The organism is Leifsonia sp. HAY1-4F (assembly GCF_056755275.1).
In genome coordinates this window covers 1-18191 of record NZ_JBNDHX010000079.1, presented here as the reverse complement: position 1 = coordinate 18191, position 18191 = coordinate 1, and the positions used below count along the sequence as shown (strand labels likewise).

14 protein-coding genes, 1 tRNA gene and 1 other RNA gene are annotated in these 18191 nt (G+C 69.8%); 13 read left to right on the top strand and 3 right to left on the bottom strand.

All coding sequences use genetic code 11. The features are described 5' to 3' along the window. Positions 1-30 precede the first annotated feature (30 nt). On the bottom strand, positions 31-456 hold the full coding sequence (locus tag ACPYOG_RS14225) for a VOC family protein (RefSeq protein ID WP_481294841.1): 426 nt from the start codon (positions 454-456) through the stop codon (positions 31-33). 532 nt (positions 457-988) lie between these two features. On the opposite strand from ACPYOG_RS14225, the gene ACPYOG_RS14220 reads away from it, so the two are divergent. Next, positions 989-1345, top strand: coding sequence for a GntR family transcriptional regulator (locus ACPYOG_RS14220; RefSeq protein ID WP_481294840.1), 357 nt, complete (start codon positions 989-991; stop codon positions 1343-1345). A 157-nt stretch (positions 1346-1502) separates the two neighbouring features. Here ACPYOG_RS14220 and ACPYOG_RS14215 read toward each other — a convergent pair whose 3' ends face one another. Next, positions 1503-1973 carry a transposase gene (locus ACPYOG_RS14215; RefSeq protein WP_481294842.1) on the bottom strand — a complete coding sequence of 157 codons (471 nt, stop codon included), beginning with the start codon at positions 1971-1973 and terminating at the stop codon, positions 1503-1505. Positions 1974-2026: 53 nt separating this feature from the next. Between ACPYOG_RS14215 and ACPYOG_RS14210 the strand changes: the two genes are divergently transcribed. Further along, entirely contained in the window at positions 2027-2494 is a 468-nt protein-coding gene (locus ACPYOG_RS14210; protein ID WP_481294839.1) for a tyrosine-type recombinase/integrase, read from the top strand. A 95-nt stretch (positions 2495-2589) separates the two neighbouring features. Here the strand turns inward: ACPYOG_RS14210 and ACPYOG_RS14205 are convergent. Then, a tRNA-Ser gene (locus tag ACPYOG_RS14205) sits at positions 2590-2677 on the bottom strand. A gap of 102 nt (positions 2678-2779) precedes the next feature. On the opposite strand from ACPYOG_RS14205, the gene ffs reads away from it, so the two are divergent. The 11 genes from ffs to ACPYOG_RS14150 all read left to right on the top strand — a co-directional run bounded on the left by ffs (position 2780) and on the right by ACPYOG_RS14150 (position 18071). After that, an RNA gene (gene ffs, locus ACPYOG_RS14200) (signal recognition particle sRNA small type) lies at positions 2780-2876 on the top strand. 115 nt (positions 2877-2991) lie between these two features. After that, positions 2992-4356, top strand: a complete 1365-nt coding sequence (locus tag ACPYOG_RS14195) for a DUF1254 domain-containing protein (protein ID WP_481294838.1) — start codon at positions 2992-2994, stop codon at positions 4354-4356. Between the two features lies 1 nt (position 4357). Next, positions 4358-6493, top strand: coding sequence for a phosphate acetyltransferase (gene pta / locus ACPYOG_RS14190; RefSeq protein ID WP_481294837.1), 2136 nt, complete (start codon positions 4358-4360; stop codon positions 6491-6493). Next, a complete protein-coding gene (locus tag ACPYOG_RS14185; RefSeq protein WP_481294836.1) occupies positions 6490-7692 on the top strand; it encodes an acetate/propionate family kinase in 1203 nt (400 codons plus the stop codon). Before pta ends, ACPYOG_RS14185 begins: the two co-directional genes overlap by 4 nt. A gap of 14 nt (positions 7693-7706) precedes the next feature. Next, positions 7707-9041 carry an acyl-CoA thioesterase/BAAT N-terminal domain-containing protein gene (locus ACPYOG_RS14180; RefSeq protein WP_481294835.1) on the top strand — a complete coding sequence of 445 codons (1335 nt, stop codon included), beginning with the start codon at positions 7707-7709 and terminating at the stop codon, positions 9039-9041. Next, the gene (locus ACPYOG_RS14175; protein WP_481294834.1) at positions 9038-10276 is read left to right on the top strand and encodes an acyl-CoA thioesterase/BAAT N-terminal domain-containing protein; all 1239 of its coding nucleotides are present in this window, start codon (positions 9038-9040) and stop codon (positions 10274-10276) included. Before ACPYOG_RS14180 ends, ACPYOG_RS14175 begins: the two co-directional genes overlap by 4 nt. 48 nt (positions 10277-10324) lie before the next feature. After that, positions 10325-13177, top strand: coding sequence for a DNA polymerase III subunit gamma and tau (locus ACPYOG_RS14170; protein WP_481294833.1), 2853 nt, complete (start codon positions 10325-10327; stop codon positions 13175-13177). 3 nt (positions 13178-13180) lie between these two features. After that, complete coding sequence (gene recR / locus ACPYOG_RS14165; protein ID WP_090039865.1) at positions 13181-13777, top strand: recombination mediator RecR; 597 nt, start codon at positions 13181-13183, stop codon at positions 13775-13777. Between the two features lie 256 nt (positions 13778-14033). Continuing rightward, on the top strand, positions 14034-15320 hold the full coding sequence (locus ACPYOG_RS14160) for an aspartate kinase (RefSeq protein WP_090040021.1): 1287 nt from the start codon (positions 14034-14036) through the stop codon (positions 15318-15320). 72 nt (positions 15321-15392) lie between these two features. After that, positions 15393-16478 (top strand): aspartate-semialdehyde dehydrogenase, encoded by a 1086-nt coding sequence (locus ACPYOG_RS14155; RefSeq protein ID WP_481294832.1) that lies wholly within the window; start codon positions 15393-15395, stop codon positions 16476-16478. A gap of 117 nt (positions 16479-16595) precedes the next feature. Continuing rightward, the gene (locus ACPYOG_RS14150) at positions 16596-18071 is read left to right on the top strand and encodes a malate:quinone oxidoreductase (protein ID WP_481294831.1); all 1476 of its coding nucleotides are present in this window, start codon (positions 16596-16598) and stop codon (positions 18069-18071) included. The last annotated feature ends 120 nt before the right edge of the window (positions 18072-18191 follow it).

Sequence of the window (18191 nt, the reverse complement as noted above, 5' to 3'; positions counted from 1 at the left end):
GCAACCGCCTCCGCGGTGGCCTGTCAGGGACTACTGCAGGCAGAACTCGTTCCCTTCTGGGTCACGCAGCTGGTAGTAGTGCTCATGCACGGGTCCCCAACTCTGGTCGACGAGCCGGACGACAGTAGCGCCGAGCGCTACTAACCTGTCTTTCTCCGCATCCAGCTCCTCATCGGTGGGAGGGCGCCCCTGCACGGCATGGACATCAATGTGCACCCGGTTCCGCCCGGCCTTCGGGCCGTCGGCGTGGTGGAAGAACAACCGCGGACCGGTGCCGTCCGCGCTCTCGACGAGTCCCCGCCGGTCCAGTTGCTCCTCACTGAGCCCGCTCGCGAGGAGCATCTCACGGAACTCGCCATCGATCCGCTGGGGTGGGTAACGGAAAACCTCCGCCCAGAAGTCAGAAAGCCGTATCGGGTCGTCGGCGTAAAAGACGATGTTGCCCAGAGTCGCCATGCGCCCGTCCTTCCAGACCAGTGTGCGTCCGCAACGCCCGCTGATCTCAACCGTCAACGCGTCACGGGCTTGATTCGCTCCAAGTTACACGCCACTCCCAGGGCATTGGCAACGGTTGGCCCGTCGTACCTCGCCGGAAATCGTCTTGCGCGGGACGCCTAACACTCAGCAAGCCGATCCGTGGTCCGAGTCTCGGGCCGATGCGTGCCGTCCCCTCGATCGCGTACAGTCCCGGTCGTATACCCTGGGCTGCTGAGGAGATCCCCGTGCAACCAGAACTAGTCACTTCCCCCGACGCTGTAGACGTTGTCAGCCTTTGCTGGCGTCGCCTTGGTGACGCTCGCTCTGGGCTTATGCACCTAAGGCAATCCCGGGCGGCGCGAAGCGTTCTCGCGGGCTTGGTTCCGCCGACTGATCGGGACCAGACGGTGACCGCGGCTGCCGTGCCGGTGCCACGTCGCGCGGCATCGAGAGAGCTCCGCCGGGACCCCGTCCTCCTAGGCGGGCCCGGGTCATCGGCGTCACAACACTCGTGATCTCCATCGACAGCGCCTCGGCTGTTCCTCCTTACGAACAGATTCGTCTGCAGTTCCAGCGTCAGATCACCGATGGTGCTCTCCTCGTCGGGGCGAAGCTGCCGACGATCCGGGACCTTGCATCCGACCTGGGTCTCGCGGTGAACACAGTGGCCCGTGCGTACAAGGAGTTGGAGAGCGACGGATTCGTGCAGACGCGAGGACGGGCGGGGACCGTGGTGGCTTCCTCAGCCGACGACACCAAGAACCGAGCCGAGGCTGCCGCGATCGACTTCACCAGCCAGATGATGCGCCTCGGCATCAAGCCGGATGTCGCTCTCGAGCTAGTGGCCAAGGCCCTTCACGAAGCGTGATCGTCCCGCGCCGAGCGGCCGGTCAACGAATTGTCGGAATGCTTCGCTTCGGAAGCGTGGGTTGCGTTGCGCCAGTTCTAGCGACAGTGAATCTGGCTTCCGTTCTCATCGTCGTCGGCTTGGTCGCCCGGGGGATTTTCGGTGCGTTGCATATTGGCTATGGCCCGCCGTCGCAGCAGAGCTGCTGTTGATCGCAGGGATGATGCTTTGGCTGATCGCCGGCCTCGCCTACCGAAGAGCAGGAGCGAAGTAAATCCGGTGAAGTACATCTTCCAATAAGCTCTGCCGTCGATATTCGTGATTCGCGGGCTTTGTGTACGCCTGCGCTGTTCACGGATGCGGCGGTGTGGTCGTGGGGCAGGTTGATGACCATCCCGTATTGGGTCTTCCGTTCTCTGAGGGTGACCTTTGCTGAGGCCGAGCCGACACCGACGATGAGGTCACCTTCCCAGTGCCCGGCGGTTTCCTTTGTCTCGATCTCTGCGGGTCGCTGGTCGATCATGACCATGTTCCGGCTGCGGGATCCTTGGCCGGTGCGGGTGCGCCAGCGGGTCTTGCGGATGCGACGTCCGGTGCGCAGTTTCAGCGCGTAGCGTTTGTGCAGCCCTGGGTGCTCGCGCACCAGCAGGGCTCGGTAGATGGTCTCGTGACAGACCCGGGCTGCGCGTGCGGGATGTCGTAATGCTGCGCCGACGACTGCAGATCAATCGCACCGCGACCGAAGTGAACGGAAACGTCGTCGAGGGCCTCCCTAAGACCTGGGAAAAGCGTTCCGTCCCGTTCCCACCATTTCTCGCCGAACCCCTAGCGCGCCTGTGCGAAGGGAAGGAACCCGACGACCTGCTGTTCGCGGACCGCTTCGGCGGCTTCCTCAGGCGCCCCAGCGCCAGCAACAACAAGCGCTCCTGGTTCCTGACCGCGCTCGCGCAAGCAGGCCTCGAGCGGCTCACACCGCACGACCTCCGCCATGCCGCCTCGAGCCTCGTCGTCAGCTCAGGAGCGAACGTGAAAGCCGTCCAACGGATGCTCGGACACAAGTCCGCAGCGATGACGCTGGATACCTATGCAGACCTCTTCGATGATGACCTGGATGCGGTTGCGATGCGCCTAGATGCCGGAGGCCGTCAGAAAAATGTGGGCAAAGTGTAGGCACAGCGTGGGCGCAGCGACGACTGAACGAACCCAGGAGTGCCGAACTTCCGCGTAATCATTGGGATCGCGAGACAGAGGCCGAAAAAAGAAAATGGCGGAGAATGGGGGATTCGAACCCCCGAGGGCTTGCACCCAACACGCTTTCCAAGCGTGCGCCATAGGCCACTAGGCGAATTCTCCTGGCGTCGCCTTCCGCTCTCGCGGCCGGCGGCTCACAGTATCCTACGTGATCCGCGGCGGTGCTCGCGCACGCGTCATCCAGCGCCAGCCGCTACAATGATTTCCGGCTCCCCACGTGGCGCCATCCAGGCCAACTCCCCCAGGGCGGAAACGCAGCAAGGGTAACCGGGCTCTGGCGGGTGCGTGGGGAGTCTTTTCTTGTGCAGCCGCAGACCACCCGCTCCGCGTATATTGTGCGCGATGGTGCCGCGTCTTCTACGCGCTGTAGAATGATCGTGTCTTCCAGTGGATCGATGGACGGACGGGATGCGGACGTGACTGAGGAGTTGACCGAGCTGGCGACCGAGGCCTACGTCGTCGGCTTCCCGCTGGTCCTCGACCTGGAGCAGGTCGTCCGGTTCACCGAGCACGGCATCGACGGCGTGCCTCCCGCGCCTTTCAACTCTTTCGCGCATGAACGCAGCCTGCCGGGTCCGGACGACGCGTCCGTCTCGGCCGACCCCGACATCCTGTTCTCCATCGCGCAGGTCGACCTCGGCGCTGGGCCGATCCGGCTGACCGTGCCGGAGGCGGGGGAGCGGTACCACGTACTCCAGTTCGTGGACGCGTGGACGAACAGCTTCGCCTACCTCGGGACGCGCGCCACCGGTGGCCACGGAGGCGAGTTCCTGCTCCTCCCGCCCGAGGCTGACGGGCCTGCCGTGGAGACCGCTGCGGAGCGGGATGGCGACACGGAAGCGGATGCACCCGGCCCGCGCACCATCCACTTCCCCACCCGCGTCGCGACGATCGTGGGGCGCTGGGCTGTCGACGGCGAGGACGACCTCCAGGCGGTTCACGCCTGCCAGGATGCTCTGGCCCTGACACCGCTTGCCCCTTCGCCTGCGGAGAGCGTTCCGCTGGTCCCCGCCGAGGCCAGCGAGGCCCTCGACTACTTCGAGAAGCTGCGCACCTGGTCCCAGGCGTTCCCGCCGGCCGAGCGCGACCAGCCGGCGCTCGACTCGTACGCCCCTCTCGGGCTGCTCAGCCCGTATCCGCTCACCGAGCAGCCGGACAGTGTGCGCGACGCCCTCGAGACCGGCTACGCACTCGGCAAGGAGGCGCTCGAGTCGGCCCTGCGGCCGGTGGGCGTGGACGTCGACCACTGGCGGGTCGACCTCCACGTGTTCGACTACAACCTCGACTTCTTCGAGGTCGGCGCGATCGACGCACCCGAGTGGAAGGTCCCGGACCCCCGGACCCGGTACGCACACCGTGCGACGGCGGCCCTCGGCGGGCTGTGGGGCGACCACGCCTACGAGGTGGCCGAGTTCATGACCGACGAGGATGCGGACGGCGAGCCACTCACGGGCGAGCACAGCTACCGCCTGCGACTGCGCCCGACCCCGCCGGTCGGCGCGTTCTGGTCGCTGACGATGTACGATCTCCCGCTCCATCACCTCGTCCCGAACGTGCTCGGGCGGTACTCGGTGGGGGAGAGGACGCACGGGCTCGAGTACGACGACGACGGAGGACTGACCATCACGATGAGCGCCACCCGACCGACCGACGAGAAGGCCGCCGCCAACTGGCTGCCCGCGCCCGCTGGACGCTTCCGCCCGATCCTGCGCCTCTACGTGCCGGGCGACGAGGTGCTCGACGGGCGTTACCGGGTCCCTGCGATCGAGCGGATCGCCTGACGTGGCGCGCTCGATCTACATCACGTCAGCCGAGGGCCACACGGGCAAATCGACGGTCGCCCTCGGGGTCCTGGAGTCACTCCGCCACTCGGTCGGCCGGGTCGGCGTGTTCCGCCCGGTCGCGCGTTCGACGGCGGAGCGGGACTATGTGCTCGAGCTGCTCCTTCAGCGGATCACTGCGGAGATCACGTACGAGGAGGCGCTGGGAGTCGGCTACGACGATGTGCACGCCGACGCGGATGCGGCGCTCGCCGAGATCGTGAGGCGCTTCCGGGCCGTGGAGGCGCGGTGCGACACGGTCGTCATCCTCGGCTCGGACTACACCGACGTCGGGAGTCCCACCGAGCTGGGCTACAACGCCCGGATCGCCGCCAACCTGGGAGCGCCGGTGCTGCTCGTCCTCGGCGGCCGGATCGGCCAGGGCTTCGGCGAGCGCCTCGGCCAGGCCGACCCGCGCACGCCGGAGGAGCTCCGTCAGCTCGCCGAACTGGCGATCGCCGAGCTGCGCACCGCCCACGCGGGACTCCTCGCGGTGGTCGCCAATCGCTCGGACGGGGCGCACCTCCCGGAGATCGTGGCGGCGGTCGGCGCGGCCGTCGGTGCTGCGGCCGTCGTCGCGGGCAGCGACGACCGTCCACCGGTGTGGGCCATCCCTGAGGACCCGTTCCTGGTCGCTCCCAGCATCCGCTCGATCATGGACGAGACCGGCGGGAGCCTGGTCGCCGGTGAGGAGGCGCTGCTGGCGCGCGAGGCCCTCGGGGTCGTCGTCGCCGGCATGTCGATGAACAACGTCCTGCCGCGGCTGGTGGAGGGCTCGGTCGTCGTCGTGCCCGGCGACCGCACCGAGGTGCTGCTCGCGGTGGTCATGGCCAACGCGTCCGGAACGTTCCCCTCCATCGCCGGCATCGTCCTCAACGGCGGATTCGACCTTCCCGAGCCGATCGAGCGTCTGCTTGGAGGCCTCCGTTCGCCCCTGCCGATCGTGCGCACCAGCCTCGACACCTACGACACGATTGTGCGGATCACGCACGCCCGGGGCCGGCTGGCCGCCGACTCGCAGCGCAAGTACGACACCGCGCTCGCCCTGTTCGAACGGCACGTGGATGCGGATGCGCTGCTCGCGCGTCTCAACGTCTCGCGCCACGACGTCGTCACGCCGCTGATGTTCGAATACGACCTGATCGAGCGTGCGCGCGAAGCGAAGAAGCACATCGTGCTGCCCGAGGGCGAGGACGACCGCATCCTGCGCGCGGCCCACACCCTGCTCAGCCGCGGCGTCGCCCGGCTCACCATCCTCGGGGAGCCGTTCGAGGTGCGCTCGCGGGCGATCGAGCTCGGCCTCGACCTGGCGGAGGCGGACGTGCTCAGCCCGTTCGACGACGTGCTGCGGCTCCGCTTCGCGAACGAGTACGCCCGGCTCCGGGCCCACAAGGGGATCACCGTGGACCAGGCGGCCGACACGGTCACCGACCCCTCCTACTTCGGCACGATGATGGTGCACCTGGGGCTCGCCGACGGGATGGTGTCGGGCGCCGCCCATACGACCGCGCACACCATCCGCCCTGCGTTCGAGATCATCAAGACGACGCCGGGGGTCTCGGTGGTCTCCAGCGTCTTCCTGATGGCCCTGGCCGACCGGGTGCTGATCTACGGGGACTGCGCGGTCATCCCGGACCCCACCTCCGAGCAGCTGGCCGACATCGCCGTCTCGTCGGCCCGGACCGCCGAGCAGTTCGGGATCGAGCCGCGCGTCGCGATGCTGTCCTACTCCACAGGGAACTCAGGTGCCGGCGCCGACGTGGACAAGGTGCGCGTCGCGACGGAGCTCGTGCGGCAACGGGCGCCGCAGCTCGCGGTGGCCGGGCCCATCCAGTACGACGCGGCAGCGGATGCGGCGGTCGGAGCCGCCAAGATGCCCGGCTCGGAGGTGGCGGGGCGCGCGACCGTGTTCATCTTCCCGGACCTGAACACCGGCAACAACACGTACAAGGCGGTGCAGCGAAGCGCGGGCGCTGTCGCGATCGGACCGGTCCTCCAGGGGTTGCGCAAGCCGATCAACGACCTCTCCCGCGGGGCCACCGTGGACGACATCGTCAACACGGTCGCCATCACGGCGATCCAGGCGGCACTCTCGTGAGCGCGGTCCTCGTCGTGAACAGCGGCTCGTCCTCGTTCAAGTACCAGCTGATCGACAGCGAATCCGAGGAGTCTCTCGCGTCGGGTCTCGTCGAGCGCATCGGAGAGGGGATGGGCAGCGCGACCCATCGGGGACCGCATGGCACCTCGGAGTGCTCGCTCGAGATCCCCGACCACACGGCCGGCTTCCGCGTCATGCTCGATGCCTTCGCCGCGGAGGGGCCGAGCCTGGAGCAGAACCCACTGGAGGCGGTCGGGCACCGGGTGGTGCACGGCGGCAAACGCTTCTTCGAGCCGACCATCGTGACTCCGCTCGTCGAGATCAACATCGAGGACCTCTCCGAGCTCGCTCCCCTGCACAATCCGGCGAATCTGGAGGGCATCCGGGCGGCGAAGAAGGCCTTCCCGGACATCCCGCACGTCGCGATCTTCGACACGGCCTTCCATCAGACCATGCCGCCGCCCGCGTACACATACGCGATCGACGCGGAGGTGGCCGAGCGTCACCGCGTCCGGCGGTACGGCTTCCACGGCACCTCGCACAAGTACGTGTCCGAAGCGGCGGCCGCGTTCCTTGGCCGCCCGCTCGGCGAGCTGCGGCAGATCGTGCTGCACCTCGGGAACGGCGCGTCCGTCTGCGCTGTCGACGGCGGCCGCTCGGTCGAGACCTCGATGGGGATGACACCGCTCGAGGGGCTCGTGATGGGCACGCGCTCCGGCGACCTCGATCCGGCGGTGCTCATCCACCTCGCCCGGCGCGCGCAGCTCTCGACCGACGACCTGGATGAACTGCTCAACCGGCGCAGCGGGCTCCTCGGTCTCTCCGGGCGGAGCGACATGCGGGATGTGCGGCAGGCGGCAAACGCAGGAGACGAGTCCGCGCGGTTGGCGCTGGAGGTCACCATCCATCGGCTCAAGCACTACCTCGGGGCGTACGTCGCCCTGCTCGGTGGCCTCGATGTGCTGACCTTCACGGCCGGGATCGGCGAGAACGACACGGCGCTGCGCGCCGACGTGCTCTCCGGGCTGGAGGTGCTCGGCATCCGGCTCGATCCCGAGCGGAACGCGAGCACGTCGCGGGAGGCGCGGGTCATCTCCTCGGACGACTCGCCCGTCACCGTCCTGGTGGTGCCGACGAACGAGGAACTGGAGATCGCTCGCCAGTCGGTGCAGGCTGTGCGGGAGACCACCGGAGGCTGACGGGAGCAGAGGCCATGCGGCGAGGGCGCGGCGAGGGCGGGCGGCAGCGGATGTCGCCGGCCTCCCGCGCGCGGTGCGCTCGCGCGGCGCTGATGGCGATCGCGGTGGCACTCCTCGCCTCGGCCTGTACGTCGGACTTCGGCGGGAGCGCGCGTTTCCTCTTCGGCCGGACGGGAGACGGGATCGCCCAGCCCGTCAGCATCCAGGTCACGGGACTCGAACCCAACGAACCGGTCGTCCTCAGGGCACAGGCGCACATCGGCTCGGGATCGTGGTCCTCCCGCGCCGTGTACATGGTGCCGCCGGACGGCCGTATCCAGCTGTCGACGCAGGAGCCTGTGGCGGCGCCGTACCCCCGTCCCGACCCGGCGGGCCTGCTCTGGAGCATGACCGGTCCGTCGCTCAGTCAGCAGCAACTGGAGGCGGAGTGGGCCTTCGGAAGTCTCGACGTCGGATTCACCGCGGAGCAGGGCGGGCGGCTGGTCGCCTCCACCGTGCTGCACCGTCCGCCGCTGGCGACCGGGACGCGCGACCGCGATGTGCTCGGGAGCGATCTGGCAGCGACGGGTGACCCGGATGCGTCCGGCTTCGCGCCGACTGCCCGTGTCGGAGCGCTGGTGTCCGCCTTGCCGACACCGGTCGACCTGCGGCCCGGCGTCATCCTGATCGACGGCGACGAGGGCGGGGCCTCGGGAGCATTCGCCGCACACATGATCGCGTCCGCCGGTTTCCCCGTGTTCGTGCTGCCCGCCTTCGTCCCGGCGGGACAGATCCCGGGCTCGGCCGCGCTCTCCGTCGAGACGTTCGATGCGGCCCTCGCGTGGTTCTCCTCTCTGGCGATCGTGGACGAGGACCGCATCTTCGTCTACGGGACCGGTGCGGCCTCTGCCCTGGCCCTGTGGTTCGCGGCGAACGAGCCGTCCCGCATCCACGGCGCCATCGCCGCCGACGGCGCCACCGCGCTGCAGTGCACGTCTGCAGCGGGGAGCCCGTTGCTCATCCAGCACGGGCTCCCGCTGCCCTGCGCGAATCCGGACCGCACCATCGCCGGGACGGACATCCTGCCGCTGGTGCGCATCCCCGGTCCGCTCGTGCTCGCGTGCGGCACCGGCGACCGGCTGCTGCCGACGGCGTGCGCCTGGACGCGGGCGGGGCAGCGGGCGCGCGGGAACCAGGAAGGCGACACCTTCCTCTATGCGCAGGGAGCGGGCCACGACATCACGACGCCTCCGCTGCTGCCGATCGGTCTCAGCGACCTGCCGCCGCTGACGGCCCAGGCGACCGAAGCGGCGCGCGCCCAGTTCTGGTCCGTCGTCATCGGCAAGCTCAACGGGGCGATGCGCCCGTGAGACGGGTGGCGGCGGCGGTGGTGCTCGTACTCGCGGCGCTGGCCGGCGTGATAGGATGCTCGGGCTCCGCGGCGGGCGGGCCGCGCATCGACGCGAGCGACGAGCCGAGCGAAGTGTGGCAGCCGGTGCACCTCCGCCTGGTCGCGCTGCCGCCCGGCGAACGGGTGACGGTGCAGGCGCACGTCGCCTCCGTAGTGCTGGGCGGGCCGTCGTGGAGCTCGGAGGCGGTCTATGCCATCCCCTCGTCCGGCGTCGTGGACCTCGATGACGACGTCCCGCTGGAGGCGCCATTCACAGGAGCGGACGGGATGGGCCTGTTCTGGTCGCTGCGCAGCCACAACGGGGATCCGGCGACGTCGCAGGAGCAGTGGGCCGGGTCGACGCTGACCGTCGAGCTCGACGCCCTCGTCGACGGACGGCGGATCGCGGTGCGGCGGCTGCATCGCGTGGGCCTGTCGTCGGTGGCGCCCTCGCGCGCCGTCTTCGACGACGGCATCACCGGGGACTACTTCGCGCCGGCCCGCGGGGTCCGCGCCCCCGGTCCGGCCGTCCTGGTCTTCGACGGGACCGAGCCGGACGTGCAGACGGGCATCCTGGCCGCCGCGACGCTCTCGGCGATGGGGTACCCGGCCCTCGCCCTGTCGACCTATGGATCGGCGGGGCAGCTGGAACCGGTCCGCACCCTCCCGGCCGAGCGGGTCGTCGCTGCGCTCGACTGGCTGCGAGCGCAGCCGGGGGTCGACCCTCGGCGCGTGTTCGTCTTCGGCACCTCCCGGGGAGCGCAGCTGGCGTTGTGGGCCGCGGCCGCGCATCCCGAGCTGGTGTACGGCGCCATCGCGCCCGCCGGCACCACGGGCCTGGTCTGCCCGTCGCCGGTTCCGGTTCCGGCCGTGACGGTGGGCGGGGCGTGGGTCCCGTGCGTCAGCGGTACCCGGGAGGTGTCGCCGGCAGCCGTGCTCGACCTCCGGCGCATCCCGGGACCCGTCATCCTGGGATGCGCCGGCCGCGACGAGCAGCTCGACAACGGCTGCCAGTGGCTCGACGCCGCTGCAGCCCTCCGGCCGGCCCGCGGGGGCGACGCGTATGTCCGGGCGCCGCAGTCGGGACACGTCTTCTACACACCGCCGTACACGCCGCTGTACCTGCCTCCGGCACCCCAGGCGCAGGCGACGGAGGACGCCCGCGTCGCGCTGTGGTCGGCCATCGCCCGGGCGCTGAACGTCCGCGGCCCCTGAACGGCCTGCGCCCACCCGAATGTCGGCGGCGGTGAGTACCATGTGTGAGTGGTAACCGCCCTGTATCGCCGCTATCGGCCCGACACCTTCGCCGAGATGATCGGCCAGTCCCAGGTGACGGAGCCGCTGATGACGGCGCTGCGCACCAACCGTGTCAATCACGCCTATCTCTTCTCGGGTCCGCGCGGCTGTGGCAAGACCACCTCCGCGCGCATCCTGGCCCGCTGCCTCAACTGCGCGGAGGGCCCCACCGACACCCCCTGCGGGAAGTGCGCGAGTTGCCTTGAGCTGAGCCGCGACGGCAGCGGTTCCCTCGACGTGGTCGAGATCGACGCCGCGAGCCACAACGGTGTGGATGACGCCCGCGACATCCGCGAACGCGCCATCTTCGCGCCGGCCCGCGACCGCTACAAGATCTTCATCCTCGACGAGGCGCACATGGTCACGCCGCAGGGCTTCAACGCGCTGCTCAAGATCGTCGAGGAGCCGCCGGAGCACGTGAAGTTCATCTTCGCGACGACGGAGCCCGAGAAGGTCATCGGCACCATCCGCTCCCGCACGCACCACTACCCGTTCCGGCTCGTACCTCCCGCGCAGATGCTGGAGTACGTGCAGAGCCTGTGCGACAGCGAGGGGATGACCGTCGCTCCGGGCGTACTGCCGCTCGTCGTCCGCGCCGGCGGCGGCTCGCCGCGCGACACGCTCTCGCTGCTCGACCAGCTGATGGCCGGCTCCGAGGGGAGTGCGATCGAGTACGAGCGGGCGGTCGCCCTCCTCGGGTACACGCACGCGGCGCTGCTCGACGACGTGATCGACACGATCGCGGCCCGGGACGCGGCGGGCGCGTTCGCGGCGGTCGACCGCGTCATCCAGACCGGGCAGGATCCGCGGCGCTTCGTCGAAGACCTGCTGGAGCGGCTGCGCGACCTCATCGTCGTCGCCGCCACGAGCGTCGAGGGCGCAGCCGCAGTCCTGCGAGGAGTGCCCCAGGACGAGCTCGACCGGATGGGCGTGCAGGCCATGAAGTTCGGCGCGGCCGAGCTCAGCCGTGCGGCCGACATCGTCAACGCCGCGCTCACCGAGATGACCGGCGCCACCTCGCCGCGACTCCACCTGGAACTGATGATCGCGCGCGTCCTGGTGCCCTCGAGCGACGAGAGCGAGCGGGGCGCGCTCGCGCGCGTCGAGCGGCTGGAGCGCCGCGTCGGCGTCAGCGACGCGGTCGGCCCGGGGCGGGCGGCGCAGCCGGAACGCGCGGCTGCCGCGGTGGAGTCGCCGGCCGCCGGGTCCGGTGTTTCGTCGCAGCGTGCTGCCGAGGTGCGGACCGGCGAGGGGCGGACCCGCGAGACACCGACGTCGGAGGCTCGGACCACTGAGGGGCGGACCACTGAGGGGCGGACCGCCGAGGGGCGGACCGCCGAGGGGCGGACCGCCGAGGGGCGGACCGCCGAGGCTCGGGCTTCCGAAGCGCGGAGCCCGGAGGGGCTGACCTCGGAGGCGACGGCTTCCGAGGCGCGGGCCGCCGATGCGTCGACCTCGGAGGTGCCGGCCTCCGACGGGCGGACTGCCGAGGTGCCGGCCTCCCAGACGGGCCGGTCTCCCCGATTGCCGGAATCGCCCGCGCCCGCCCCCGAGCCCAGTGCGGCCGCACCGACGGCCGCGTTCGTCGGAGCGGTGACGACGCAGCAGGTGAAGGACGCCTGGCCGCAGATCCTCGATGCGGTGCAGAGGGCCAAGCGCAGCGCGTGGATGGTCGTCTTCACCGCTCAGGTCCGCTCGCTGAACGGGGACGTGCTGACGCTCTCCTTCCCGAGCGAGAACGACGTGCAGAGCTTCCGTCAGCCCGAAGCCGGCGGCGCGCCGGGCGTCAGCGAGTACCTCCGCCAGGGCATCGTCGACGTGCTCGGCATCCGGGTGAAGTTCATCGCCCGGGCCGACTCGACGCCCGGATCGGGCGCAGCGCCCCGCCCCTCTGCGGGAGCGCCGACCGTGCCCGTGGCCGAGACATGGCCGGGAGCGGATTCCTCCGGCCCGCGTGCAGCGCCCGAGGCCTCCGTGCCTGCCGGGCCGCCCGTGCCGGCGAGCACCGCGTCCGGTGCGCACCCGGCGCGCACCGGTGGGGCACCCGCTGCCTCAGCGGGCGTACCGTCCGCAGATCGGGCGGCGTCTCCCTCGGCAGGGTCGTCTTCCGTGGAGCGTGCAGGGTCTGCTTCAGCGGGGTCGTCCTCCGTGGAGCGTGCAGGGTCTGCCTCAGCGGCTCCCGATTCCGCTGCGATCGTGACCGAGTGGGCGACCGTGACCATTCCGTCCGCGTCCGCGGAGGACGCGGGCGCATCCATGTCTGCGAACGCGGCCACTTCCGTCGCAACGATGGAGCGGCCCGCCGAGATCGCGACCGCATCCGCTCCAGCGACCTCGGACCGGCCTTCGGCTTCGAGCGGAGAGGCCGCTCCGGACGAGCCGCCCTACGACGACGTCCCGCCGCCGGAGATCGAGCCGCCGTTCGAGCCTCCGGTCCCCGAGGAGCCTGCCGGGGATTGGGCAGCGGCCCCGGCCGCCCCCGCCCGCCCGGCGCGACCCGCTTCCGGGCCGACGGCCTCGGCGCCCCCCGCTGCTGCACCCGTCGCCTCGACGCCCTCCGCACCCGCGACCCCGGGGGCCGCTACCTCCGCGCGCGCCGCCTCCGCGCCCTCCGCTTCCGCTTCCGGAGCCTCCGCGCCCGCACCCTCCACCGCGGCACCCGGCGTCCCAGCGCGCTCGGCGTCGGCCCCGGCTGCGGCTGGGTCCCGTACGCCCACGTTCCAGCAGCCCCAGCGCTACGGCGAGGCCGTGGTGCGCGAGATCCTCGGCGCCACTTTCATCGAGGAGCAGCCCGCACCTCCCAACCCCGGGATGAGGTAGGCCGTGTACGAAGGCATCGTCCAGGAGCTGATCGACGAGCTCGGGCGGCTGCCGGGCATCGGCCCGAAGTCCGCCCAGCGCATCGCGTTCCACATCCTGCAGACCGAGACGTTCGACGTCACCCGCCTCGCCGAGGTGCTGCTCGAAGTGCGCGACAAGGTGCGCTTCTGCGAGATCTGCGGCAACGTCTCGGAGCAGGCCACCTGCTCCATCTGCCGCGATCCGCGCCGGAACCCCGCCCTGATCTGCGTGGTCGAGGAGGCGAAGGACGTCGTCGCGATCGAGCGCACGCGCGAGTTCCGCGGTCTGTACCACGTCCTCGGCGGAGCGATCAGCCCGATCGACGGCGTCGGTCCCGACGACCTGCGCATCCGGCAGCTGATGCAGCGGCTCGCGGACGGCACCGTCCAGGAGGTCATCATCGCGACCGACCCGAACCTGGAGGGCGAGGCGACCGCGACCTACCTGAGCCGGCTGCTCGTCGCGCTCGACCTCCGTGTCACCCGGCTCGCCTCCGGCCTGCCCGTCGGCGGCGACCTCGAGTACGCCGACGAGGTCACCCTCGGCCGCGCCTTCGAGGGCCGCCGCCAGGTCTCCTGACCCACCCAACCTCCCACCCCACATCGCCTCACCCACCTCCCGTCGTCGAAAACGGAGGCGAACTCGCCTCTTCGCCCTCGCAATCTCCTCCGCTTCCCGCAAAACCGTGCCCCGCTCGCCGTGGGCACCTCCGTTTCCGACGGCTCTCCGCAGGAGAACGGGAAGCGGATGTCCAGCCTGCGCACCGTTTCGTCACATGAAGATCGGGTCATATGGCGGCCGGTAAGATGGGAAGCCCGTGAGTTCAGGAGTATTCGTGGCCCTCATCGTCCAGAAGTTCGGCGGTTCGTCCGTCGCGACAGCTGAGAGCATCAAGCGCGTCGCGAAGCGCATCGTCGAGACGCGCAAGGCCGGCAACGAGGTCGTCGTCGCCGTCTCGGCCATGGGCGACACGACGGACGAGCTCCTCGACCTGGCTCACGAGGTCACTCCGATCCCGGCCCCCCGCGAGCTCGACATGCTGCTGACCGCCGGGGAGCGCATCTCGATGGCGCTCCTCGCGATGGCCATCAAGAGCATGGGCTACGACGCGCGCTCGTTCACCGGAAGCCAGGCGGGCATGATCACCGACGCGCAGCACGGCGCCGCGCGCATCGTGGATGTCACGCCCGGCCGCATCCAGGATGCGCTGGACGAGGGTGCCATCGCCATCGTCGCCGGCTTCCAGGGCTTCAGCCGCGAGTCCCGCGACATCACCACCCTCGGCCGTGGCGGCTCGGACACGACCGCCGTCGCTCTGGCCGCCGCGTTGAGCGCCGAGGTGTGCGAGATCTACACCGACGTCGACGGCGTCTTCACGTCCGACCCGCGCGTGGTGCCCCTCGCCCGCAAGATCGACCGCATCACCAGCGAGGAGATGCTCGAGCTGGCGGCCGCGGGTGCGAAGGTGCTGCACATCCGTGCGGTGGAGTACGCCCGACGTCACAACGTGACCCTGCATGTGCGGTCCTCGTTCTCGAACAAAGAGGGCACCTACGTCCTCAACGAAGCTGCGGCCGCGCAGGCGGCCAAGAAGGATGGAACCGTGGAAGAGCCCATCATCTCCGGCGTGGCCACCGATCTCACCGAGGCCAAGATCACCGTCGTCGGCGTGCCCGACGTGCCAGGCAAGGCCGCGCAGATCTTCAAGATCGTGGCGAAGGCCAATGCCAACGTCGACATGATCGTTCAGAACGTGTCGGCCGCCGCGACGAGCCTCACCGACATCTCCTTCACTCTGCCGAAGTCCGAGGGGCAGCGCGTGCTGACTGCGCTGACCGCAGAGCGTGACGAGGTCGGCTACCAGTCGCTGCAGTATGACGACCAGATCGGCAAGCTGGCCCTGGTCGGCGCCGGGATGCGCACGAACTCCGGCGTCTCCGCCAAGCTCTTCGAGGCCCTCTACGATGCCGGCATCAACATCGAGATGATCTCCACGAGTGAGATCCGCATCTCGGTCGTCACCCGGGCGGACACAGTCGCCGAGGCGGCCCGCGTCGTCCACACGGCGTTCGGGCTGGACGGCGACGAGAAGGCGATCGTCTACGCCGGGACCGGCCGCTAGAACCATCCAGAACCTCAGGGAATGCCGGCCGCGACACGGCCGTTGACCTCACAAACGATCCGAAGGACTGACATGAGCGAGCCCACCGATTTCGACAGCAACGGCTTCGACATCGCGGTCGTCGGCGCCACCGGCCAGGTGGGCGGCGTCATGCGCCGTCTCCTGGAGGAGCGCGACTTCCCGGTGAAGAGCATCCGCTACTTCGCCTCCTCCCGCTCGGCCGGCACGACCCTGCCGTTCAAAGGCCGGCAGATCACGGTGGAGGATGTCGCGACCGCCGATATCTCCGGGATCGACATCGCCCTGTTCTCCGCGGGAGCCACCGGATCGAAGGCGCACGCGCCGCGCTTCGCCGAGGCGGGCGCCATCGTCATCGACAACTCGAGCGGCTGGCGCATGGACCCCGAGGTCCCGCTCGTGGTCTCCGAGGTGAACCCGGACGCCATCGCCGAGGCGCGCAAGGGCATCATCGCCAACCCGAACTGCACGACGATGGCGGCCATGCCCGTCCTCAAGCCGCTGCACGACGAGGCGGGCCTCACCCGTCTCGTGGTCAGCACCTACCAGGCCGTCTCGGGATCCGGCCTCGCCGGCGCCGAGGAGCTGGCCGAGCAGGCCCGTGCGGCCGTCGCCGACGAGCACCTGCTCGACCTGGTGCACGACGGCTCGGCCGTTGCCCTGCCTGCACCGGTCAAGTACGTCCGCCCGATCGCGTTCGACGTCATCCCGCTCGCCGGCTCGATCGTCGACGACGGGCTGAACGAGACCGATGAGGAGAAGAAGCTGCGCAACGAGTCGCGCAAGATCCTCGGTCTGCCGGAGCTGCTGGTCAGCGGAACGTGTGTACGCGTCCCGGTCTTCACCGGTCACTCGCTGTCGATCAACGCGGAGTTCGCCCGGCCGATCAGCCCCGAGCGGGTCGCCGAGCTTCTGGCGGACGCGCCGGGCGTCCAGGTAACCGACGTTCCCACGCCGCTGCAGGCGGCGGGCAGCGACCCGAGTTTCGTGGGTCGCATCCGTGCCGACGAGGGCGCTCCCGCGGGCCGGGGAATCGCGCTGTTCGTCAGCAATGACAACCTCCGCAAGGGTGCCGCGCTCAACGCCGTCCAGATCGCCGAGCTGGTCGCCGAGCGCCTGGCGAACCCCGTCACCGCGTAGCGCGATCGCCCCTGTCGGCGTCGACGCATCCGCCGCGCGAACACCCGATGTCTCGACATCGAGAGATCCTGGTGTTCGCGCGCCGGTCGTGACGCGCCCGCATCATAGGATTGGCGGGTGAGCAATTCTCCCATCGACGTCGTCCTGATCGGCGGCGGCATCATGAGTGCGACGCTGGGGGCCATGATCCAGCGCGTGCAGCCCGACTGGAGCATACGTATCTACGAGCGCCTGGGCGAGGTGGCCCAGGAGTCGTCGAATCCGTGGAACAACGCCGGCACTGGTCATGCCGCGCTGTGCGAGCTCAACTACATGCCCGAGGCATCGGACGGCAGCGTCGATCCCGCCAAGGCGATCAGCATCAACGAGCAGTTCCAGCTGAGCCGCCAGTTCTGGTCGAGCCTCGTGGCTGCCGGCGACCTGCCCGAGCCGCACACGTTCATCAACTCGACCCCGCACATGACGTTCGTCCGCGGGCGGGACAATGTCCGCTACCTCCGCAAGCGCTTCGAGGCGCTCAAAGACCAGCCGCTGTTCGCCGGCATGGAGTACTCGGAGGACCCGGCCGTCATCGGCGAGTGGACCCCGCTGCTCACCAAGAAGCGCAACCGCAAGCAGCGCATCGCGGCGACCCGCACGACCTCGGGAACCGACGTCGACTTCGGCGCGCTGACCCGGGCGCTCATGGACAATCTGGTCGAGAACGGCGCCGAGCTCGCCCTCAACCACAGCGTCCGTGACATCTCGCGTACGAAGGACGGGCTGTGGCGCCTCCGAGTGCGTCACGATGTCGGTCACACCTCGCACGCGGTGACCGCGCGGTTCGTGTTCGTGGGCGCGGGCGGCGGCGCGCTGCACCTCCTCCAGAAGGCCGGCATCCCCGAGATCGCGGGCTTCGGCGGCTTCCCGATCTCCGGGCAGTTCCTGCGCACCAGCGACCCCAAGCTCGTCGCGCAGCATCAGGCGAAGGTCTACGGCAAGGCTGCCGTCGGCGCGCCGCCGATGTCGGTGCCGCACCTGGACACCCGCGTGGTGGACGGCGAGGCCTCGCTGCTGTTCGGACCGTACGCGGGATTCAGCCCGAAGTTCCTGAAGACAGGATCGTGGTTCGACCTGCCCGGCTCCATCCGCGCCGGCAACCTCGGTCCGATGCTCGCCGTGGCGCGCGACAACTTCGACCTCATGAAGTACCTCATCGGCGAGTTGCTGGCCAGCCGGGACAAGAAGTTCCAGGCGCTGAAGGAGTTCATGCCGACGGCGCGGCCGGAGGACTGGGAGCTCATCACTGCGGGCCAGCGCGTCCAGGTGATGAAGAAGGATGCGAAGAAGGGCGGAGTTCTTCAGTTCGGCACCGAGGTGGTCGCGGCGGAGGACGGAACCATCGCGGGCCTGCTCGGCGCCTCGCCGGGCGCATCCACGGCCGTCCCGATCATGGTGGACCTTTTGAAGCGCTGCTTCCCCGACCGTTTCGGCGCGTGGCTGCCTACGCTGAAGGAACTCATTCCGACCGTGGGCACGACGCTCAACGATAAGCCGGACGAGGCGCACCGGGTGCTCGCCTCCACGGCGGAGACGCTGCAGCTGCAGGCCTAGACCTGTCTCTTATACACATCTCCGAGCCCACGAGACACTCGCTAATCTGGGGGGGCGGTTTTTTTTTTGGGGGGGGGGGGGGGGGGGGGGGGGGGGGGGGGGGGGGGGGGGGGGGGGGGG